The following is a 21,843-nucleotide window of genomic DNA, read 5'->3' on the forward strand; positions in this document are numbered from 1 at the left end:
TCAGGCAAAATTTACTAGGGGTTAATGGTGATCGTCAGAAGTTCTTGTTGGTTACTGATGGGCAGGAAAGCCCGGCTTTCTGTGGGGTCTATATTTGATGGCACCGTGGATTGAGGATGTTTTAGGCGATCAATAAGTTTTACTAGGGGTTAATGGCGATGCCGAGATAAATGTAAAATCCTTCACAGTGGGGCTGAAACCTATATTTAGCAAGGGTTTTAGGCTTAGCGTACAGTTTTGTCCGTTTTCCATAATAACCCCTATTCAGTCAAATTTTACTAGGGGTTTAAAGGCGATCGCCAAAAGATCAGTCAAGCCATATTCTGTCCAATGGCCATTTCAACCCTTAATTGTTCTGGTTAGCAACAAACCGATTAACCAGTTCAACGTCAATGTCTAACTCCTTAGCAATTTCGGCAATTGTAAGGCCCAATTTTTTCAACAGGGGTATGGTTTCCAGTTTGCCCTTGAGTAAGCCCCGCTGTTCCCCTTCCCGTAAGATTTCTTGATAGACAGCGGATTCCTTCATAATTTCACTCCTTAAAATTGTTCTAATAAATTCAGGGGCCAGCAAAATTCCTCCAAAAACTGAGGTTGCCGCCATGAGATTTGCCTTAACTCGATTATCCTCAATCTGATCTAGTGCAGTCGCCACTTCCCTCAATTTTAATGCCGGGTCAGAGGTCTGCGTCAATACCGCTAGGGGTAACAGCCCTGGACTTTGGAGAAATGTTTCCGATGGTTGCTCCCAGAGCCGAATCACTTGATAACGATGGACAGTCTCCCCCACTTGAAAACTATCCTGATAAACCAAGTCATTACTACTGGGTTTCAGATAAATAACAAATTGGTGCATTGTCTTCTGGGGAAAACGGCGATAAACCCTCACCCGATAGTCCAGCATCCGAAAGCCCATGGTGGGGTCAGGCTCCGTTTGGAATTCCAGATGTAACACTAAGTCTTCCGATTGTTCCAAAATCAGAGAGTCAGCCCGAATTGGCTCCAGGGATAGTTCCGTCGGACTGAGCTTGGTCAATTTGATTGGTCGTCCTAACAACCAAGCGGCATAGTCTTCGGAAAATGATTCAGCGAGGAATTTGCAGAGATTGTCAAACATAGCCAAATTTTACCGGCGATCGCCATCAAATCAGAGTAGGGAAAGTAGGCGATCACGGGCAGTCATTAAATTACTGTGGATTACCCACCGTGCATTGAAGATATAGGCGATCGCCAAGTTTTACTAGGGTTTAATGGCGATCGCCAGTTGAAAGCTCGATAGGTCTGAAAGTTGATATTCCCTCAATCCACAGGGTTTCCCAGTATAGTGGCGGGGAAAAATCATTGCTCAACACCGAAAGAACAACCCTAAACCTTGCTTGCGGGGAACTCCATGGCGTGACCCCTATTTGCTCAAGCAGGGTTACAAAGCCCAGATCAGCGGTGGCTAAGGGAATTGTGCCGAAACCGCCTCTCAAGGAATTAGAATTATTACTAATTATTCTGTTTTAATGACTATTCATGGATTTCAAAGCCGCCCCTAATCGTTTTAACCCCTGGGAACAATCAAAGCGATCTAGATGCACTTCAATAAAGGTTGGGGAAGAGAGATGGTGACAGGCTTTTTCTAGGGCTATTTCCAACTCAGTTTCCGTGCGGACTTCACAACTCCAACAGTCGCCAAACACCTGGGGTAATTGATGATATTTCCACGGTTGTAGGTCGTTGTAAACATTGTCTTGAATGACTCGTTCAATGGTGTAGCCATCGTTATTCATCAGGAAAATAATCGGGTGTAACCGGTGGCGAATAATGGTGGATAATTCCTGGGCCGTCATCTGGAAGGCCCCGTCCCCCACAATGGCGATCGCCCGTCGCTCCGTGGCGGCCAAGCTGGCCCCTAAACAAGCGGGAATGGAATAGCCAATGGAAAGGTAGAAGGCTTGCCCAATAAATTCGGCGGCCTGGGGCATGATCAAATCCATCGTAGCCACAATGGCATCCCCCGTATCAGAAATGACTAATTGGGGATCTGTCATCTCCGTTAAAAAATGATTGAGTCGTTTGTAAAAATAGGCATTGGTTAATTTTTGCTTGGCAGTGGGGGCGAGGGGTTCTGACAATAAAGAAGCGGCAGGGATAATGTCTAAATTCTGGCGAGGGGAGTTATGCCACTGTTGACAAAGTCCGTCCAAAAAATTCCCTAAATAAACTGGTTGATAATAGTGATGTTTAATTTTGACCTTTTCAGAATTGGCATTAATTAAGCGTTGTTCTTCGAGTTTGGCGGTGTAAACCCCCAAATTCATGTCGGACATAATCGCCCCTAAACAAAGCACACAATCTGCTTTTTCTACGGTTTCATGGACGGCTTGACGACTCAGAGCGCCAACATAGGTGCCGATAAATTGGGAATGGGTTTCGGCAATACAGGATTTACCCAATAACGTAGTAGCGATGGGAAAACCCGTAATTTCTAGGAGTTTTAATAATTTATCTTCGAGGTCAAAACGATGAAATTCCACCCCGGCTAAAATCACAGGGGACTTGGCCTGACTTAACAGGGCGATCGCCTCTTGAACCGCTTCAGCGCAGGCATCGACATCAGTTAACGTTTCAGCGAACGCTGGGGGAGCAGCAGAAACTGGACAGGGTTGCTGGGCAATATCCGTGGGAATTTCAATGTAAACGGGACGACGATAATGGGCGCAGGCCGCCAGGGCTTGATCGATTTGTTGGGCGGCTTGGTTCACATCATTGATTACCACTGCCATCACCGTGGCTTTCTCTAGAATTTTGTACTGTAAATTCAAATCCCCCGTCGTATGGTGCAACATCAGATGGGAGCGACGATTGGCCCGACTCGGAGCACCACTAATCACCACCAACGGCACCCGTTCAGCGTAGGCTCCCACTACGGCATTGATTAAACTAAACGCCCCGACGCCATAGGTTACACACACTGCCCCCATACCCCGTACCCGGCCATAGGCATCCGCCGCATAACCCGCATTCAACTCATTACAGGTACAGACTAATTCCACAGGACTATTAATCAATTCATCCATCAGCCCCAGCACATAATCCCCCGGCACCCCAAAGATATGGCTGACATTAAAGGCCCGCAGGCGATCGCCGAGATAGAAACCCACTGTCATTGTTGTGTCCATTGTTTACCTCTAGGGTAGGGACTTATTTCTTACTGTACTCAGCTTTGGGGGAATTGCAGGGAAAAATGTTTAGCGGGGGAATCCTTTAGCCAATAAAAGTCCGTAGCCATTCCTGGGAGGATAATTCAACTAATAAATCCCCTGGGCCGTCTTTGCCCCACGCTTGAAATTGTTCCGACTGAATCACATAAACGTTTTGCTGATTACTAATGATTTTTAGGGGTGATCCCAAAACTGGCAACATTAATAATAAATGATCATCTTTATCGGTAAATTGCACCACTGTTGTACCCAAATCGCCGAAATTGCCTAAACGAACGGCATTTAAGAGGTCTGACCCCTATAGGCTAGGGAAATAACGATCGCCGGAAGTCTTTGCTGGTCACCAATGAAAACTGGAGTCCGCCCGGCTAAAGCCCGTCTTTCTGTGGGATTCATATTTGATGGCACCGTGGATTACCACCGTGCATTGAGGATTTTGTAGGCGATCGCCAAATTTTACTAGGGGTTTAACTTAATCCATCTAACTTATCCAAAAGCCTTAAACCCTCAGTTACACTACCCCGGGCCGCCATTAACCGAAAACGATTATAAGCATCAAATTCAGTCAGAGCAATGGTTGAAAGCTCCTCAACTAACTTATTCACACTAATTCCCCTAGACTCCGCAAGCTGCTTAAGTCTGGAGTGTTTATCATCCGGCATCCGTATAGTTAAAGTACCCATGGTTTAGCCTCTTAGTAAATGCTCTGGTTTCAAAATTGACAAGTGAGGAAAAATTAACTCTGTTCCTTGAAAATCTTTGACATTGTTGGTTGCAATATAGTGGGCATTACCAGAGATTGCTAACTCAATCAAATGATTATCTCCCTCATCCCTTAAATTGGGTCGCCACAGATAGTAAATATTAATCCACTCACAAACTGACATCAAAGCCTCTAGTAAACTAACAACCTCAGTCTGGCTCAAAACACATTGGTCAATAATCTCCTTACGTCCCATTACAGCTTCATACTCGGCAAATAAAGTATTTCCTATCAGTGGTTGATACTGCCCCAACAAACAATACCTAATCAGTTTCCGACTCGGCCCGTCAGCACCAATCAGAGCACTCACAAAAATACTGGTGTCAATGACAATTTGATTATTCACAAAGATAATGATAGCATATACACTGTCATTGTTGAATTTTTTTATCCAGCCATTGGGAGGCGATCGCCATTAACCCTATCAACCCTTAATTGTTCTGGTTAGCAACAAACCGATTAACCAATTCAACGTCAATATCTAGCTCCTTAGCAATTTCGACAATTGTAAGGCCCAATTTCTTCAGCAGGGGTATGGTTTCTAGTTTCGCCTCCAGCCTACCTTCTAGTTTTCCCTCCAGCCGACCCTCCAGTTTCCCGGCAATTTTACCTTCTTCTAGAATTTCTTGATAAACAGCGGATTCCTTCATAATTTCACTCCTTAAAATTGTCTTTATCAGCTCAGGGGCCAGCAGAATTCCTCCAAAAACTGAGGTTGCCGCCATGAGATTTGCCTTAACTCGATTATCCTCAATCTGATCTAGTGCAGTCGCCACTTCCCTCAATTTTAATGCCGGGTCAGAGGTCTGCGTCAATACCGCTAGGGGTAACAGCCCTGGACTTTGGAGAAATGTTTCCGATGGTTGCTCCCAGAGCCGAATCACTTGATAACGATGGACAGTCTCCCCCACTTGAAAACTATCCTGATAAACCAAGTCATTACTACTGGGTTTCAGATAAATAACAAATTGGTGCATTGTCTTCTGGGGAAAACGGCGATAAACCCTCACCCGATAGTCCAGCATCCGAAAGCCCATGGTGGGGTCAGGCTCCGTTTGGAATTCCAGATGTAACACTAAGTCTTCCGATTGTTCCAAAATCAGAGAGTCAGCCCGAATTGGCTCCAGGGATAGTTCCGTCGGACTGAGCTTGGTCAATTTGATTGGTCGTCCTAACAACCAAGCGGCATAGTCTTCGGAAAATGATTCAGCGAGGAATTTGCAGAGATTGTCAAACATAGCCAAATTTTACCGGCGATCGCCATCAAATCAGAGTAGGGAAAGTAGGCGATCACGGGCAGTCATTAAATTACTGTGGATTACCCACCGTGCATTGAAGATATAGGCGATCGCCAAGTTTTACTGAGGGTTTACGGCGATGGGGTCGCAACAGAAAAAGAAAAAACGTACGCTAAGCAAAAATCAGCAATAAGAAAGCTTACAAATAAAAGGTTTCAGCATTTGGCTGCGTATCTAAATATAGGGGTAGCAGAACTAGACTAGGAAAGAGAAGAAGTTGGAATCCAGCGATAGAGGGTAGGACTAGAGATTCTAAGACAAGATCCTCCGCAGCATCCCTGGGAATGCTGTGATTATATGTTCGATACCCTCTTTACCCCCCGGCCAAGGGACTAAAATTTCAGAGGGCAAGTCAAGACTACTTCAAAACTTACACAAAACTAGGTCAAGTTACTCACATGTATACGCCATCGATCTGCCCGTATTGGTGTGCTTAGCGGGCTTTCGGGTGTAGCTTGGATTGAATATTGTCCCATGGGTATATAAGCAAACTCGGTCACAAGGATGAAAGCTCAAGTCGATGACTGGTTCAGTCTTGCCAACAGGAATCACCTTGATAACAATATTGTTGGCTGTTTCTTCCGGTATGCCAAAAGTCTTTCTGCTCCATATTGCATTGGCACCAACTAGAGTTCCATTAGTTGCCTCCGGCACCGGAACTTTTACTCCTCCCAACACTATTTCTCGGGGTGATGCCGGCATGTAAGCAAACGAATATTTCACGGTATACCCTGCTTGATTTATGAGCTCTACGGATCCTGCGCCCGGGGCCTTGCTAGCTCCACCGCTTCGCGAATCATATGGGCATCCATTCGGTTTCAGAGGCCCTTCGGCGACGATGAAGCTCATATCCTGAATTCTGGTATTGCTTAAATTTGCTTGGCCGAATAGGGTCTCTTTGAGACCTATAATACTAGTGCTATCAGTTGAAAGACCAAGGCGGTCTTGGTAAGCAACTACGGGCGAGTTGTTTATTGAGAATAGACTAAGCCCTAGCAGAATTGTAGTGTTTAATAGCTTTTTGATTGTCATTGTCACTCAAAAAGTGGATTATATAGCTAGAGCATAAGATAAGCAATCAACGGGTAAAGATGTCGCTACAAAGTGAAATACAGCAACCTCGACAGCTACCGCTTTCTTTCCAATCTTTCTGACATGGCGATCGCCAACATAAAGGCTCTGGGGCATTGATTTCCGCTGACTGGGCAGTTTCAGTCTCGGTTCTTGCCTAGTTTTCCCTGGGGGGCTTCGGCGTCCCTTTTTTTATGGTTCCATGCCACAAACTAATGGCGATCGCCAGAGGTCTTTATCGTTAAGTTTCCGTATAATCAATAATCCTGGGGCAACAACATAATTGGGAAGGGTATGAAAACTACTGTATATATTGCAACAAGTGTTGATGGCTTCATCGCACGGAACAATGGTGGTATTGATTGGCTGCCTAGTGGAGGAGACAACGATGGTGGCGAAGACTACGGGTATCAAGAATTCATTGATTCAGTGGATGCTCTTGTCATGGGGCGAAATACTTATGAGTTGGCACTGTCATTCGATTCATGGCCCTATGGTGAAAAGCCAGTATTTGTTCTAAGTAGTCGGAAAATTGACATTCCTGACGAAATTGCCAAAACAGTCGAGTATATGTGCGCGCCTCCAAGCGAAGTAGTTTATCGTCTATCAGAGCGTGGATTTCAGCATTTATACATTGATGGCGGAAAGACAATTCAAGGGTTTCTCAGTGAAGGCTTGATTCAGCAATTAATTATCACTAAAGTGCCAATCCTCATAGGCTCAGGAATCCCACTTTTTGGTTCGCTTCCTCACGATGTCAGATTACATCATCTGCAGACACGACAGTTTAAAAACGGCTTGGTGCAAAGCCAATACAACGTGATTGAGGATGCCGCATAACAAATCAAATGCAGCGGCAGGACAAAATTCGCTGGTACTATGTTAGCCAGCAGATGTTGAGCCTTAGTTAAGTAACAAGGAGCAGGGTTCGCTTGTTTTTAGAGAGTTTTCTTCCCCAAATAACTGAACGGCTGATTCTACGTCGGTTTATTGATCCAGATCTGGATTTGTTTCTTTGTTACCGTCGAGATCCTCAGGTAGCTCGATTCCAAAGTTGGTCAATACCTTCCTATGATGAAGCTCGTTCCTTTATCAGCGAAATGCACACAGCAGAGATTGGGATACCAGGCGAATGGTTTCAAATTGCTATCGCGCACAAACAATCCAACTTGCTCATCGGGGACATAGGGATAAAAGTTTACACGGGAAATCTAACAACTGTGGAAGTTGGTTTTACTTTGAATCAGCAGTGGCAAAGCAAGGGATATGCGCGAGAAGCGGTATCCACCTTAATAAATTCTTTGTTTAAGCTTGGAAATATCAACAAAATTGTTGCCATCACCGACTCCCAGAATGAATCCTCTATTCGTCTTCTCAAAAGATTGGGGATGAGGTTATCGAATTCAGTTGAAGTAGAATTCAAGGGTGAATGGTGTGTTGAGCAAACCTTTGAATTAAATCAGAAAGATTGGTTACTCTCCTCAATAAAATCCGATGAAAAATGAGAATTTAGGGCAGTATTGGCAGACGTACATAGCAGGGCTTCCAGATACTACATTAAGCGACGAGAGCTATGAGGCGCATCAATTTGGTGACTCTTCTACTTTGGCAGATGAACTGAGTAGCTTAATTCTGAAGGGAATTAAAACTGCAACTTGTTCAGCTTTATGGGAATGGGAGGCAGAGGGAATTCAACTACCTAAAATAGGTACAAAAACAATTGTTTTGGATGGAAATGGAAATCCAAATTGTATTATTGAAACAACAGAAATTATGATCTGCTCATTTAATGAAGTGGATGCACAATTTGCCTATGAAGAAGGTGAAAATGAACGTTCCTTAGAGTCTTGGCAGAAGGAGCATTGGCAGTACTTCTCGCGAGTATTGCCTAAAATTGGTAAGAAACCAACACCAGAAATGCTTTTAGTTTGCGAGCGGTTTCGTGTTGTTTATAAGTAGAGTTGTTGATACACTACAGGTCATCTGCAACGCATAATGAGTACATATACTTAAATAGTAATTAAGAAAGTTTAAATTTATGACACTGGCGATTAGTTTTTGCCAGTATTAAATGAGTTGCCAGTTGCTAACTTCCTAACACTACGTTGGTGCGGACGGCAAAAAAGCTATCTGTGGGAGTTCAAGGTTATCTACCACCGCAAAACTTCACCGTTAAGTTAGATAAACTAAAAACTCCCACCGATCACGAGAGGTCTTCATCGTTTAGGGTCGCTCTGATGGTCAAGAACTACGACAAAAATTACTAGGGGTTTAATGGCGCACCGAGTAGTTGATCTCTGCGAGATCGCCCAAAGATAAGTCAAGCGATATTCCGTCCAATGACCATTTCAGCCCTTAATTATTTTGATTAGCAACGAATTTATTAACCAGTTCAACATCAATATCTAACTCCTTGGCAATTTCAGTAATGGTCAAGCCTAATTTTTTTAATAGGGGTATGGTTTCTAATTTCGCCTCCAGCCTGCCTTCTAGTTTCCCGGCAATTTTACCTTCCTCTAAAATTTCTTGATAGACAGCGGATTCCTTCATAATTTCACTCCTTAAAATTGTCTTGATCAGCTCAGGGGCCAGCAGAATTCCTCCAAAAACTGAAGTTGCTGCCATGAGATTGGCCTTAACTCGATTATCCTCAATCTGTTCCAGCACAGTCGCCACTTCCCTTAATTTTAATGCGGGGTCAGAGGTCTGCGTCAATACTGCTAGGGGCAACAGCCCTGGACTTTGGAGAAACACTTCCGATGGTTGCTCCCAAAGCCGAATCACTTGATAACGGTGCAAAGTCTCCCCTATCTGAAAACTATCCTGATAAACCAAGTCATTACTACTACGTTTCAAGTAGATGACAAATTGGTGCATTGTCTTCTGGGGAAAACGGCGGTATACTCTCACCCGATAGTCCAACATCCGAAAACCCATGGTGGGGTCGGGTTCCGTTTAGAATTCCAGGTGTAAAACCAAGTCTTCCGATTGTTCCAAAATCAGGGAATCAGCCCGAATTGGCTCTAGGGAAAGTTCCGTCGGACTAAGCTTAGTCAATTTGATTGGTCGCCCCAACAACCAGGCGGCATAGTCTTCGGAGAATGATTCAGCCAGGAATTTGCAGAGATTGTCAAACATAGCCAAATTTTACCGGCGATCGCCATCAAATCGGAGTGAGAAAGTAGGTGATCGCGAGCAGTCATTAAGTTAGTGATTGTCAAAAGTTTTTGCTGGTCACTGATGGGAGGCAAAGTCTGACCGGCTAAAACTCATGGAGAACAATCACCAGTTCGGTTCAGCAATGCAACGAGAGCTGTGATTAACATTGTGGCCCCAGCGGCCAGAAATAAACCGGTCAAACTAATATCGAGCAGTACACCTGAAATTGCTTGGGAAAAGGGATCAAGAGCTACTGCTGCAAACATGACTAGACTCATCATTCGCCCTTGCATGGCGATCGCCGTTTCTTGTTGTAGCCAGGTGAGTGCCAGTACACCAACAATTCCGCCCCCGACTCCCATTAAGAGGATAATTGTGCCAGCCGTCCAAGTCTGAGAGACAAATCCAAGGGCAATCAGTCCTGTGCCTAAAAAGATTGCCAAAAACACCAAAGGGGTTTGAAGTTGCTTGATGGCACCTAGTTGGCTAGCAATCCACACCCCTACTAACGCCCCAACCCCGTAAGCGGATTGTAAGTATCCAAAGGTGGTGGCATCTCCACACAACCGCAGGGTTACTAGTTCAGCAACACCAACAACGACCGGTCCCAAAATGGCGAAATTAATCATCGCAATCAACAGCAAACTGATCCGGATGCCGGGATGCTGACCCGCATAGCGCACGCCTTCCCAAATTTCTTGAGTAAGGGTATGGGGTTTTAAAGAAACCGTGATAATGGGCTGACGAATTCGTACCAGATAGATGCAACCTGCACCAATCGTAAATAAAGTGGCATTCAAAGCAAAGGCAGGGGTTAAACCCAATATCCCGATCACGATGCCTGCAAGGGCGGGGCCTAATACATTACTGATCTGCTCGCTCCCCTGCATCCAGGCATTTGCTTGGGCCAAACGAGAGTTACGGATAATCCGGGGTAATAAGGCGAGGGTGGCTGGGTATAAAAAGGCTTCTGAGATACCAAATAGCCCTGAGATTAAGATGATTCCATGGAGGTGGAAGGTGTTAGTCGCTAAAAGTAGGGTTAAGGAGCCGCTGAGTAGTGTGTTGGCAACCGTGGCGAGCGCGGCGATGGTGTTGGGAGGGAAGCGATCGCTAATCGCACCGCCAACGAGCATCAAAATGCCCCGGGGGATGGCGGCCGCCATGAGGACGGTGCCCAGGGCAATGCCTGACCCTGTTTTTTGTAAAACTAGCCAGGTCAGAGCAACAAACCAGAATTGACTTGCACAATAAATGAACGTTTGTCCAATCCAGAGCCAGCAAAAATTGGGGTGTCTAAGAGAAGAATTAAGCATGGTGATGGATTGCCAAATGAGGCATTTGCTTGGCTAGTTGCATAGGAAATCACTCCAAAAGAACTTATCTGTCGATAAATTTAATGCACCAAAGGCACTCGCAGACTGTTACCAAAGCAGGTCACTGAGCAACCCATAGACACTGACAAAATCAATTCTGGCGATTGCCTTCATACAGCGGATTTTTTCGCAAGTACGTTGAATTTTAGATGTGGAAAGTGATTTAATTGACGCGATCGCCAGTGTCCGTAAGGGAGAAGTCTTGTAGCGCAAAAAACGTAACCCAATGTAAACCCAGTGAATCAAACAAAGGAAACCCATAAAAAAATTCTTCAGATCAAAGAATGGAAATTTCAAGTGTTCGGAATGAGAGACAGCGAACTCAGCAAAGACTCCGATAAGGGCATCGTTCAAACTTGCTTTAACAGAACTTGAATGCCATTTTTAGGGCGTAAAGTAATGGATGATTGTAGTTTAATAATTTGATGGGGAATTAGTTCAAGGTGAAACTTTTGGGCGATCGTCGCCAAAATTAATACCGCTTCCATTAAGGCAAAGCTTTTGCCAATACAAACGCGAGGACCATCACCAAAAGGAAAATATACCCCCCGAGGCAACTGTTTTTCCAAATCATTGTCCCATCGCTCTGGGTTGAACACCTCTGGTTCTGTAAAGTAACGCGGATGGCGATGCATCACCCACTGACTGGCAATGAGCGTTGTACCCTTGGGAATGGTGTAGCCGCCAATCTCACAATCCTGGGTTGCTTCTCGTGTTAGTTCGGTAATAGGTGGATAGAGCCGCATGGCTTCTTTGGTGATCCAATGGGTATAGGTTAACTGCGGTAAATCTGCCACAGTTGGCGATCGCCCATCTAAAACCGTTTTCAATTCTGCATCCAGTTTTTGCTGCACATGGGGGTGATTGGCCAGCAACATCCATGTCCAGGACAACGTATTTGCCGTGGTTTCATGGCCTGCCAGAATCAGAGTGGCAACTTCATCCCGCAGTTGTTTATCGGTCATGCGGCTACCATCATCGGCATCTTCAATTTGCATCAGCATTCCCAGCAAATCTTGATCGCTAGTCCCATGGGTACGGCGATGATGGATCATGGCATACACAGTTTCATCCAAGAGGGCGATCGCCTCTTGATATTGCCGGTCCATATCCTCCATGCCTGTGCTCTGTAATGATCGGGGCAGGATTCGCGTGATCGCCTTCAAGCTTTGCTGAAACCATGGGCCGACATTGCCGGGGGTGAGGGTCGGTTCCCCTTCGTCCTGCTGATCTGCCCAATACATGGCGACATCCAACGCATGGGCAATGTGGTTCGCTTCTCCATCGGCGACATCCTGATCAAACAGTGTCTTCATCACAATGTTGAGGGTCAGACGCATCATGGCTTCATGCACATCCTGGATCTGTCCCCCCTGCCAGGTTTGCAGCATTCTTTGGGTGTAGTCCACCATGGTGGCACCGTAACTATGGATGCGCTGCTGGTGAAACACTGGTTGGGCTAACCGTCTCTGCCGGAGCCAAAAATCCCCCTCGCTGGTTAGTAAACCAGTACCCAGCAAGCCGTGGAGCATCTGTAAATCCTTTGCCTTAACAAACAGCAGACGATCTTTTAAGACCTCCGTAATTTGGTCTGGATTTGTCAACAAACAGTACCACCCATCGCCAAACTGAAACGGCACAATCTCTTCAAATTCACGGGCACAGCGAGTCATAAACCCCAAACGATCCCGGCTGTAGTCGGCGATCGCCGTACGACCATTCGGATGGGGTAGGGTTAGCAAATTCAGGCTCATGGTAATTTCTCCATGCTCAAAGAGATTACAATATGAGCAAAGCTCACTTTTATAAAATACGAGCAGTCCTCATGTTTTGTCAAACAAAATGTGAGTAATCCTCATTTATTTCTAAAGGTTAGGAAGAATGCCCATGGCTAAAAGTCCATCAATTCCAGGCGGAATGCGTCGCACGCCACGACAAGCTCGCAGTCAGGAGCGGGTCAACCGCATTCTGGATGTGGCAGAAGACCTATTTGCCCGCCAGGGCTATGCCGCGACAACGACCAACGCAATCGCCGCTCAGGCCCAGGTGCCGATTGGATCGCTTTACCAGTTTTTTCCAGACAAAACCTCGATTCTGCAAGCCCTAGCACTCCGCTATGCAGAAAAGCTACATCAAGAGTTAGCGGTCCTTGATAGGGTGGAATTAGCTACACTCTCGTTGTTTGATTACGTGAACCAGTTGATTGACACCACCGATCGCTTTTTTTCTGAAAATCCCAGCTACCATGCCATTTTTATGGAGGTTCAGGGAACAATGCGTGAGTTGGAAGAAATTGATGAGGCGGCCGATGCCCAGTTGGTTCAGGATTTAGCGAGTTCTTTAGCTAGACGCGATGCTAGCTTAGAGCCTGCGGATTATGAAGTGATCGCCTTTGTATTGGTCAAGGCGATCGGGACATTACTGTGGCTTGCTCCTAGTCAAGAACAACCATTTCGACGGCGTATAGTGATAGAAACGAAACGCCTCGCTTTACATTACCTACAGAGCTATTTCCCGTCAGAGCTAATCCTAATCCCATCTGACAACCTAGCTAGAATGGAATGAAGTGAAGTGGACCCCAAAAGTTGGCTCAGAAGCTATGGTCCTGAGAAGATGTTGCGCCAAGTTTGGTCTGGGCCGTGACCTGTGGAGGAAGGATAAACTCCAGCCCCTCAAAATGGGACAACGGCAAGAACCAGAGAAACAGACAGTTTTGGCCCCTGGCACTATCTCACGGGAAGAATGGCTCAAGAGAAAAGCGGGAAAGGGCTAAATGATAGCCACTGTAAAAGCAGGAAAATTAGGCAGCTATTTTTTGACGACTCGGTGAGAGCTCTCCCAATCTCTGGCCAGTGAGGATCAACAAAGTGGAAAGCTCTGAGCTACCAAGGGATCTAATAAAACTACCCATATCAACACCACCAGCGAGAGATAAATAATACTCATCGGCAAACCCTGGCGAGAGGCGATCTGCCGCTTCAATTAATCCTGTAAAACTGTCCATTGTCGGGGACTGCTTACGATTCAGAACCTCCGAAATATACCCGGCACTACGCCCGGCCTCTGCGGCTAAAACCTTACTTTGGATTCTGTGAGTTTTTAACTTTGCGTGAAATATCTCTATAGAATCTCTTTGCATAATTTTTTTTATAAATGCTTTGATGAGTGCTAGAGTTAACCCATAAGCTAATTTATTAGCCTAGTCTCAATCTAACATATTTAGGGAGATAAGGGTGTCGATAACTTCACCTATGTCTATGGCCATTATGTCACAGCCCCTTAAGCCAGCATTAGCAAAAACTCGAAATACCCCAGAGATTCGCCTATGGATTACATTGACCGAATTTATGAGTTTTTGTATACCAAAGCACTTTCTTCCCCTAGCCGTTCAGGTAAATAGTATCTAATTTATTTAGCATAGGCTTATTTTAAGCCTTTATACCTGCAACTAGACACTTTCAAAACCTAATTGCATCAATCAGATCAGCGCTTTATCTCCGTAAATCCACGCAAATTAGCCTCAAATTTGTCAAAAACAGCGCAATCCTGAAAACCAAGTTGCAATTTAGGAACTTGCTTTCACAATTTTTATCCTTTACAAAAATAAAAAAGGCGGAGGGTCTTAAGCACCCAACGCCCCCAAAAAAACTTAAATATGACTCAATTCTACAAGCTAACGACGGATACTGCCGCAGAACTCTTAGCCGCTAAACTACCCCGCTCAAGCTGGGAGCTATGGACATGGATCACTACCCTCGACCCGTTTGGCGATCGCCGGGTAAGAATCACCTGGGAAATAGCCAAAGAAGCCATAGGAATCAGTAGAACAACTTTTTACCGTGCCCTAGCCCAATTGACTAATGCAGGATTACTAGTTTCTGAGCGGGTTTTTGGGTTTTGGATTAGTCCCAAAAATGGGAATCCAGTCCCAGAAATAGAAATCGAGTCCCAAAAATGGGAATCCACTATATATACAGACTTACAGACTTTCTCATACTCTCCAGACAGCCAGAGCGAGGAAAAAGAAAAAATTCCAGATCCGGAAATCAATACAAATGGACGATGTAATGGAATTAAGCCAAAAATCCCAGAAAAACTAGCTACGGCAGAAATTAGTCAAAACTCATCTGTCATAGCGACAAGTCAGGGAGAGGAAAAATATTCCGCCGCCCGCCGTACCAAAAAACGCACTAGTAAAAACCAAGACTTTGATTGGCTGCCAGAGGGCCCTTGGAGTATTGAGGGCAAGCTAGACCCCAACTTCCGCGATTGGTTGGCAAAAAATTGGCAGAAGCGGTACGGGGGAGACTTCCACGATAAGCAAGCGGATGTGTTGGCCCATTTCAAGAAAGACCCCGCTAATCTGCCCATTCGCTGGGAGCAGTACCAGAAAGAATTTGTCCATCGGGTAGAGAATACCCAAATGCGCCTCGCTAATGGCTGTCAAATCCCTGAAGACCAGCAACAGAACCTAATCACCCATCAACGGGCAGTGACGGCGGTTCTACCCCCAGAAATGAATCCTGTGGCAGTGGTGGAACCCACAATTGCACCGACGCTTTTGCCTGGTGTGGAAGACATTACTAGGGGTTTGGAAACTGTCGAACCTGTGGCGGACTTATCCCCTAGTAAAAATCTTGAGGAAGCTGAGCTGGCCCCCACGGAAATCCCTTCCCTGATTGTTGCTCCTGAGTGTGAACCTTCTCCCTGGGAAAGTGACTGCCCCACCGAGGAACCCCAAGTAGTTATTCGGAATGGATCATCAGTGGGTGTTGAAACCCCCAGTAAAAATTCTCGAACGGAATCTGCCCCTCCTGAAAATTCTTCCCCGACCCCTGAATACACCATCCTTCCCGACGGCACCCGACTAAAGGTTTTCCAACGCCAGCAAAAATCCGAGCCGGTGGCCCCAGAGCAAGCTAAGGCATTCAAGCAAATGGTGCAGGGTTTGCTCAAGGGTTTTGGTGGTAAGCGGGAAGTTTGTCCCAAACCCCAGTCCGAACTGGAACGACTCAATCAATGGCTTTTTGACCCTGCTCTACGAGAGGAAGCAATTCACTATGCCCGGCGATCGCCAAATTACAAATACTGCTCCGACACTGACCAAATCATTCACTGCGAGGAGTTCTAGCCATGGAAAGCTTAAACACCTCGACCTCTTTGCCGGATGTGGTGGATTTACCCTGGCCGCAGAACAAACCGGACGAAAAATACAAACAACTCAGTTTGTTGAAATCGACCCCGACTGCCACACCATCCTCCAGCACCACTGGCCCCACATCCCCATCCACGCCGACATCAGGGACTACCACCCAAGCCCAGGGCAATTCGACCTTGTTACCGCTGGTTTCCCCTGCACCGGCACCAGTAGCGCAGGAACCAAAACAGGCTTGGAACATCCCCAGTCAGCCCTCTTTCGGGAAGTGTTACGCATCATTGCCCAGTGCCATCCCAAATTTGTCGTCATTGAGCAACCCCTGGGAGTTATCCATCGAGGCCTTAGAGCAATCCTTGGGGGACTCCGAATGGTTGGTTATCAAAGCGAAATTGAAATTATCTCGGCGGCGGAGTTTGGAGCGGGGCACCGCAGGGAAAGATTGTTTATTGTTTCCTACCCCCACGGCTTGTTTGGGCACCTACCGCCAAGCTGGGTCGAACAAATTGGAGCAATGGTTGAGGCACAACGGGTTAATTGCCAATGGCTCACAGTTGAGCGCAACGGCCTATGCTCTGATTCAGGGTTATCCTTCCAACTGGTTTCAACCCCTGGCCCCCAGTCCTGTACTGTCCCCACCGGAACCACCGGCAGAATTAAAGCCCGAAAATTGGCCGGCAGAACCGTCACCCCAGGACAAGCCAGTATTGCCCTCAAGCGAATCCTCTACCTCCATTCCCTTATCCCCTAGTAAAAATTCTGAGCGAAAATCCAAACGGAGATCTCGGGGCCAAGGGAGTGGTTACATCCAATTGCACTATTGCGAAAAACAGACCCGCTCCGGCAAAAAATCCTATGAGCAGTACTACTATCACTATGAGCTGGAGATAAAGGGAAAACGGGTGAAACGCTCTGCCTATATCCCCAAGGATAAGCTTGATGTGGTGCAGGAATGGGACAGGAAAAAAGTTGATGTAATCTTTATCTTGCAATACCTTGGCAAGGCTGTATAGTTGGTAATAGACAGTGTAAAGTTAGGCTAATATCTAGCGGTGACTTTACACTGTCCATCAACCGCTAGACAACCTCATTTTTCCTGGTGTGTACTATCTATTACACCTCCCCCAATCATAGTCGGTGACAGCTCACTTTTTGAGAAAATTTGAACTGATAAAATGATTTTTTTGATAAGTTTTGATAAGTTCTGATTACTCATTAAACCCCTAGTAATTTTTTTAGGCTGTCCAGTGGACTGTCTATTAACCATTAGATATTGTCTATTGGCTCTCCTTTGATAATTGTCTAGTGGGTATGAGACAGTTAGCCATTAAATTTTTGAAACCTTTGCAAAATAAGGCTTTTAATTATCTAGTTAGCAATAGACACTGTAAATTGGCTGTATATTTTTGATGTCTAGTGACGGCTGGACAGTTGTGAATTTGAGGATTATAACTACTAACCCCTAGTAATTTTTTTAGAACTGTCCAATGGATAGGAGACAGTGTAAAGCCGCTAATAGACAGCCAATGGATTTTGTTACAGGGTTTGCCAGAATTGTTCATATCCCCAGCGTTTACCCCATGCGTTTACCTATTTTTCCTATTGTTGCCAGTATTTTAATGTCCACTTTGCCTGTGGTAGCCCAGGTTATCCTCCCATTTGTTGGGTTACGCTACGAAGCTATCTCAGATCCCGACCTTGAAACCTTGGTTTATAAAAACCTTCCAGCGGGCATGGTTTCTGAAGGAGGCTCCATCGTCGGTGAAGTTGATATTCCCCAACCCTTAGCTGTTTCCTGGTATCGCCTGGGCAATGTTCACTATATGTGGTTTGAGAAAATTCTTTCTAATGTCATTACGGAACGTCCCAAAGGATTAAAGAATCATCAAACCATTTTGGTTTTGGATGCGGTGCAACTACCCGATGGGGAATTTTATCTTTTGCGTGGGTGTGAACGTAATGGTGAACAAGATCCAGAAATTTTTGTCATTGGCGGTAATACTGATCCAGACTCGGAGTGGGTTAGCGAATTTGAACAGGTCTGGCGAGCTAACCAGCAAACGGAAAAGCTTGAACAAGTTTCACCTGTCGGTATTCGCTGTGAGAATCCAGTCTGGGGGATCTAAACGCCTTGCGGAAACTGTCTATTAACCACTTGATAGTGTCTAGTTTTACTCCCCTCTTAATTGTCTAGTTGATTGTCTAGTTGATTGTCTAGTTGGTAGGGGACAGTTAGTTTTGCTTTTTCCAGAATCCTTGCCGAGTAAGTCTTTAAGTTATCTAGTCAGCATTGGACAGTGTAAAGTGGCCGCAGGATTTATGTGTCTAGTCAGTGCTGGACACTGGTAAAGTCGAGGACTGGCTGTGAACGCCTAGTAATTTTTTTAAGGTCTGGTTACATAACCGACTTACCATGGTTGGAGAATAACCATAGCTTGGTATGGAGAATAATTCCGAATGTCCACTTCTGCCTTTCCCAGAACCGTTTTAGTCACTGGTGTTACTGGACGTACAGGTTCATTGGTGTTCCAAAAATTACAGGCTCAGCCGGAATATTTTACTGTCAGAGGATTAGGGAGATCACCGGAGAAACAGCAACAGGTGCTTGGGGAGCAATCAACGTGTTTTGTAGGAGATATACGCAAACCAGAAACTTTAGTCGAGCCTCTACAGGGATGTGATGTTTTGGTCATCTTAACCAGTGCCATTCCTGTGGTGGTTGGACAACCAGAACCCGGGCAACGCCCTCCCCTTGGTTTTTTGACGGGAGAAATGCCGGAGGATGTCGATTATCATGGTCAGGTGCATCAAATTGAGGCAGCTAAGACCGCTGGAGTCGAGCATATTATTCTGGTGGGTTCGATGGGAGGAACTAATCCAGATCACATGCTTAATAAGATTGGTGATGGCAATATCTTGCTCTGGAAACGTAAAGCTGAGCAATACTTGATTGATTCTGGCATCGATTACACGATTATTCGGGCAGGCGGTTTATTGGATCAGCCTGGGAGTAAGCGAGAGCTTTTGGTGGGGAAGGACGATCAATTACTGATTGAGCCACCGGATGGTATTCCGACTTCTATTCCCCGTGCTGATGTTGCAGAATTAGTGGTACGGGCAATTATTGAACCTCAAGCCCTACCACTTCCTGATTTTCCTTCAGGCGATCGCGGAGCCGACCCCGTAGATTAATTAATTGCTCTACCCCCTCCGCTGGCAGAAACGAATAACAGAAAATCTCATCTGCTTCCTGCCCAATACGATCCACACGACCCGCCCGCTGAATCAAACGAATGATTGCCCAAGGCAAATCGTAATTCAGAATAATCCTTGCATCTTGTAGGTTTTGACCCTCACTCAGCACATCCGTCGCCACCAAAATCCTTAACTGATCCTCAGCGGCCCACTGGGCGATCGCTTTACCATTACTCCTCGGACTAAAACGCTGGGCAAGGATCGTTGGGTCTATCTGAGAATTTCCCGTTGCCAAACCAATATTTGTAATCCCTGCCGTTTCTAAAGCCTGCGCCAAATATCTCGCTGTATCCGCAAACTGCGTAAAAATCAAAATTTTCTCGTCTGGATGTTCTTCCGTTAGTAAACGAATTAAAGATTGCAGTTTGCCATCCTCGTCTGCATTCCAACGGCCTGAAATTTTCAGGATATTGATTAAAGATTTCGCATCCTGTTCTAGATTATCAGCCAGTTCCGGCGTAAATAAATCAGGACGAATCCACTTAAATCGCCGCTGGTACTGATTTTGGTAAAGCTCATAAATTGCCACTGCCCGTTGCTTGAATTCTGCACCGGGGGTTAGCCGATCCTCATCAAAGCTGTCCTCTGTATCCGTCGCCGTTTCCCAATCCTGACCTAACAAAGAATCTTGATCTTCGTCCGTTGTCCCATCCAACAAAGCCGAATCCTGGGTGCCAATGGGAATCGGTAAATTATTGGCGATCGCATGGAGATAGACATAATTCCGCAAAATGTGGCGATCGATAGACTGGATAAAAGCCGCACCGCTACTTTCCAGACGTTTAAATAAATTAGTGCGACAGAAGCCCATTAACCGCTGACCAGCATGGGAAAGATTTGCCAGGATTTTTCGCTCTGCCTCGGTGACATCCAAATGCTCAAAGCCCGTTGCCAAGGTTATCTGACCGGGGGATTTCTTACGTTTTTTCTTTTGATTACCATGGGAATGAATTAGATAATTCCCTAGGCCATAACGAGGTAAATTTAGACCATTGATAATATCCACCACGCGATCGCCGTATAACCTCGCATAGGGGTCTTTTTCATTACTTGTACTAAACTTAACAGTCCTTGGGCGACGTTTCGGAAAATAAAAGCGATCGCCATTGGGAAACTCTAAGTAATAACCCTGCTCGTCTTCTTTAGCATAGGTCTTTTTAATAAAACCCCTTGTCCGGCGAACCATATAGCGACTCATTAGCTGTTGCCAATCTTCCGGCTCATCGCTATGCTCAAATGCCATCAATGAGCGTACTGGAGTCGCATTATGTTTCCGTAAAAATTGCATTTCACCACCCAAATTACGAATGTGGGCTTCTGGTTTAATACCAATATCTGATTCAGCCTTCAAAAATAAACGCAACTGGGAAGATAAATCCAAATAGCCTTTGTTATAGGGGGTTGCCGTCAGCAGAATACAACGACTGCCACTCTGCTCTATGTATTCTTTAATAATCTGATATCGTTTTCCTTCACGGTTACGTAGGTTATGACTCTCATCAATCAGTACCAAACGAAACCGGGCAGGCACTTCGGGCAATCTTTGTTCCACTTGGCTAATTGGGACAATCTTACCTCGCAGGCCATAGCGATCAACATAGTCTTGCCACATTGATTCAAGATTCTTCGGACAAATAATTAAGGTACTCGTCCCATATTCTTCCTCGCACACATGGGCGATCGCCGTTCCCACTAACGTTTTCCCTAGACCAACCACATCACCGATCACTACTCCATTGCGCTTATCGATATGCTGCATCGCTACTCGTACAGCCTGCTCTTGAAATTCCAACAAACCAAAATTTTTCGGAGCTTGATATCGACTCAAACCATCCCGTGCTTCCTGCGACAGATGATAAGCCATCTTCAGATAAATATAAAAAGGAGGTAGTTGCTTTCCAGCCCAACTTTCATCAATCACCTTAATCAAGTCTTGGGAAATATCGAGAGAAAAATTATCCTCCCATCGTTCAATAAACCACTCTTCTAACTTCTTTGTATCGTCTCGGTCTGTGACTTCAACATTCAGTTCACCCTGACCACTTAAACCAGAGAAAGTCAGATTACTACTACCAACATAACCAATGCGAGGTGTAATCTTATCTTCTCGATAAATTAGATAAAGCTTGGCATGGAGTAGATGACGTAAAAATAGTTTAACTTCTAGTTTTTCAGCTTGCAATTGTGCTTTTAATCGTTTGAGGCTTGCTTCATCCCTTGCAGTAGGAACGCCATAGGTTAACTGCTCCCGAAATTCATGAGCCATAATCTTTTTCAACTCGTTTGCCTGTTCATTCGACATCCGCTGATTTGCACGCTTGGTAATAGACAAACTACGCTTAAGTTCATCGTTAGGCGGCCTCTGCATCCCCACCAGTAAACGACAATTTTGACCTTTCCCGGCAGTAAATTGCTCAATTTCATCCTCTAACTCTCGCCAACCACGCAGGTTAAAGTAGCCAACACAAAAATCCGAACGATAACCTTCCTTTAGACAATGCTTAAGCTCTGGCAGTAGAGGAAAATCGCAATTGTCATAGATTGAAGACATGGATAT

20 protein-coding genes and 1 pseudogene are annotated in these 21,843 nt (G+C 45.4%); 9 read left to right on the forward strand and 12 right to left on the reverse strand.

The features are described from left to right. Positions 1 to 346: 346 nt before the first annotated feature. The 7 genes from IQE94_RS18320 to IQE94_RS18350 form a co-directional block, all read right to left on the reverse strand. Positions 347 to 1,117: an Rpn family recombination-promoting nuclease/putative transposase gene (locus IQE94_RS18320; protein WP_212722573.1), complete on the reverse strand. Its 771-nt coding sequence runs from the start codon at positions 1,115 to 1,117 to the stop codon at positions 347 to 349. A gap of 388 nt (positions 1,118 to 1,505) precedes the next feature. After that, positions 1,506 to 3,167 carry an alpha-keto acid decarboxylase family protein gene (locus IQE94_RS18325; RefSeq protein WP_223343322.1) on the reverse strand — a complete coding sequence of 554 codons (1,662 nt, stop codon included), beginning with the start codon at positions 3,165 to 3,167 and terminating at the stop codon, positions 1,506 to 1,508. Between the two features lie 85 nt (positions 3,168 to 3,252). Beyond that, on the reverse strand, positions 3,253 to 3,450 hold the full coding sequence (locus IQE94_RS18330) for a hypothetical protein (protein WP_223343324.1): 198 nt from the start codon (positions 3,448 to 3,450) through the stop codon (positions 3,253 to 3,255). A 226-nt stretch (positions 3,451 to 3,676) separates the two neighbouring features. Then, complete coding sequence (locus IQE94_RS18335) at positions 3,677 to 3,892, reverse strand: toxin-antitoxin system HicB family antitoxin (protein ID WP_212722577.1); 216 nt, start codon at positions 3,890 to 3,892, stop codon at positions 3,677 to 3,679. A 3-nt stretch (positions 3,893 to 3,895) separates the two neighbouring features. Next, positions 3,896 to 4,318, reverse strand: a complete 423-nt coding sequence (locus IQE94_RS18340; protein ID WP_223343326.1) for a putative toxin-antitoxin system toxin component, PIN family — start codon at positions 4,316 to 4,318, stop codon at positions 3,896 to 3,898. A gap of 85 nt (positions 4,319 to 4,403) precedes the next feature. Beyond that, entirely contained in the window at positions 4,404 to 5,210 is an 807-nt protein-coding gene (locus IQE94_RS18345; protein WP_223343328.1) for an Rpn family recombination-promoting nuclease/putative transposase, read from the reverse strand. Positions 5,211 to 5,660: 450 nt separating this feature from the next. Further along, positions 5,661 to 6,302, reverse strand: coding sequence for a hypothetical protein (locus IQE94_RS18350; protein ID WP_223343330.1), 642 nt, complete (start codon positions 6,300 to 6,302; stop codon positions 5,661 to 5,663). A gap of 333 nt (positions 6,303 to 6,635) precedes the next feature. Between IQE94_RS18350 and IQE94_RS18355 the strand changes: the two genes are divergently transcribed. From IQE94_RS18355 to IQE94_RS18365, 3 genes are all read left to right on the forward strand, one after another. Next, positions 6,636 to 7,181, forward strand: coding sequence for a dihydrofolate reductase family protein (locus IQE94_RS18355; RefSeq protein ID WP_223343331.1), 546 nt, complete (start codon positions 6,636 to 6,638; stop codon positions 7,179 to 7,181). A 92-nt stretch (positions 7,182 to 7,273) separates the two neighbouring features. Continuing rightward, positions 7,274 to 7,846, forward strand: a complete 573-nt coding sequence (locus tag IQE94_RS18360) for a GNAT family N-acetyltransferase (protein WP_212722587.1) — start codon at positions 7,274 to 7,276, stop codon at positions 7,844 to 7,846. Then, entirely contained in the window at positions 7,836 to 8,300 is a 465-nt protein-coding gene (locus IQE94_RS18365) for an ASCH domain-containing protein (protein ID WP_223343332.1), read from the forward strand. The genes IQE94_RS18360 and IQE94_RS18365 overlap by 11 nt, the downstream gene beginning before the upstream one ends. Before the next feature lie 396 nt (positions 8,301 to 8,696). Here the strand turns inward: IQE94_RS18365 and IQE94_RS18370 are convergent. From IQE94_RS18370 to IQE94_RS18380, 3 genes and pseudogenes are all read right to left on the reverse strand, one after another. Further along, positions 8,697 to 9,479 (reverse strand): annotated as a pseudogene (locus IQE94_RS18370) (Rpn family recombination-promoting nuclease/putative transposase). Positions 9,480 to 9,610: 131 nt separating this feature from the next. After that, positions 9,611 to 10,816, reverse strand: coding sequence for an MFS transporter (locus tag IQE94_RS18375; RefSeq protein WP_212722590.1), 1,206 nt, complete (start codon positions 10,814 to 10,816; stop codon positions 9,611 to 9,613). A gap of 410 nt (positions 10,817 to 11,226) precedes the next feature. Further along, complete coding sequence (locus tag IQE94_RS18380) at positions 11,227 to 12,630, reverse strand: cytochrome P450 (RefSeq protein ID WP_223343333.1); 1,404 nt, start codon at positions 12,628 to 12,630, stop codon at positions 11,227 to 11,229. Between the two features lie 127 nt (positions 12,631 to 12,757). On the opposite strand from IQE94_RS18380, the gene IQE94_RS18385 reads away from it, so the two are divergent. After that, positions 12,758 to 13,441, forward strand: a complete 684-nt coding sequence (locus IQE94_RS18385) for a TetR/AcrR family transcriptional regulator (protein ID WP_370630547.1) — start codon at positions 12,758 to 12,760, stop codon at positions 13,439 to 13,441. A gap of 235 nt (positions 13,442 to 13,676) precedes the next feature. Here IQE94_RS18385 and IQE94_RS18390 read toward each other — a convergent pair whose 3' ends face one another. Further along, positions 13,677 to 14,015 carry an XRE family transcriptional regulator gene (locus tag IQE94_RS18390; protein WP_223343335.1) on the reverse strand — a complete coding sequence of 113 codons (339 nt, stop codon included), beginning with the start codon at positions 14,013 to 14,015 and terminating at the stop codon, positions 13,677 to 13,679. 516 nt (positions 14,016 to 14,531) lie between these two features. Between IQE94_RS18390 and IQE94_RS18395 the strand changes: the two genes are divergently transcribed. The 5 genes from IQE94_RS18395 (at position 14,532) to IQE94_RS18415 (ending at position 19,223) form a co-directional block, all read left to right on the forward strand. Then, positions 14,532 to 16,007 (forward strand): hypothetical protein, encoded by a 1,476-nt coding sequence (locus tag IQE94_RS18395; RefSeq protein ID WP_223343342.1) that lies wholly within the window; start codon positions 14,532 to 14,534, stop codon positions 16,005 to 16,007. Further along, positions 15,937 to 16,782: a DNA cytosine methyltransferase gene (locus tag IQE94_RS18955; RefSeq protein ID WP_223343346.1), complete on the forward strand. Its 846-nt coding sequence runs from the start codon at positions 15,937 to 15,939 to the stop codon at positions 16,780 to 16,782. Before IQE94_RS18395 ends, IQE94_RS18955 begins: the two co-directional genes overlap by 71 nt. 61 nt (positions 16,783 to 16,843) lie before the next feature. After that, positions 16,844 to 17,044 carry a hypothetical protein gene (locus IQE94_RS18960; RefSeq protein ID WP_223343348.1) on the forward strand — a complete coding sequence of 67 codons (201 nt, stop codon included), beginning with the start codon at positions 16,844 to 16,846 and terminating at the stop codon, positions 17,042 to 17,044. A 606-nt stretch (positions 17,045 to 17,650) separates the two neighbouring features. After that, the gene (locus IQE94_RS18410) at positions 17,651 to 18,157 is read left to right on the forward strand and encodes a hypothetical protein (protein WP_223343350.1); all 507 of its coding nucleotides are present in this window, start codon (positions 17,651 to 17,653) and stop codon (positions 18,155 to 18,157) included. A 331-nt stretch (positions 18,158 to 18,488) separates the two neighbouring features. Continuing rightward, positions 18,489 to 19,223 (forward strand): SDR family oxidoreductase, encoded by a 735-nt coding sequence (locus IQE94_RS18415; protein ID WP_223343351.1) that lies wholly within the window; start codon positions 18,489 to 18,491, stop codon positions 19,221 to 19,223. Here the strand turns inward: IQE94_RS18415 and IQE94_RS18420 are convergent. After that, positions 19,153 to 21,837 carry a helicase-related protein gene (locus tag IQE94_RS18420; protein ID WP_223343352.1) on the reverse strand — a complete coding sequence of 895 codons (2,685 nt, stop codon included), beginning with the start codon at positions 21,835 to 21,837 and terminating at the stop codon, positions 19,153 to 19,155. The two genes, IQE94_RS18415 and IQE94_RS18420, sit on opposite strands and share 71 nt — an antisense overlap. Between the last annotated feature and the right edge of the window lie 6 nt (positions 21,838 to 21,843).

It is taken from the genome of Synechocystis sp. PCC 7339 (assembly GCF_019924095.1).
In the GTDB taxonomy this organism is placed as follows: domain Bacteria; phylum Cyanobacteriota; class Cyanobacteriia; order Cyanobacteriales; family Microcystaceae; genus Synechocystis.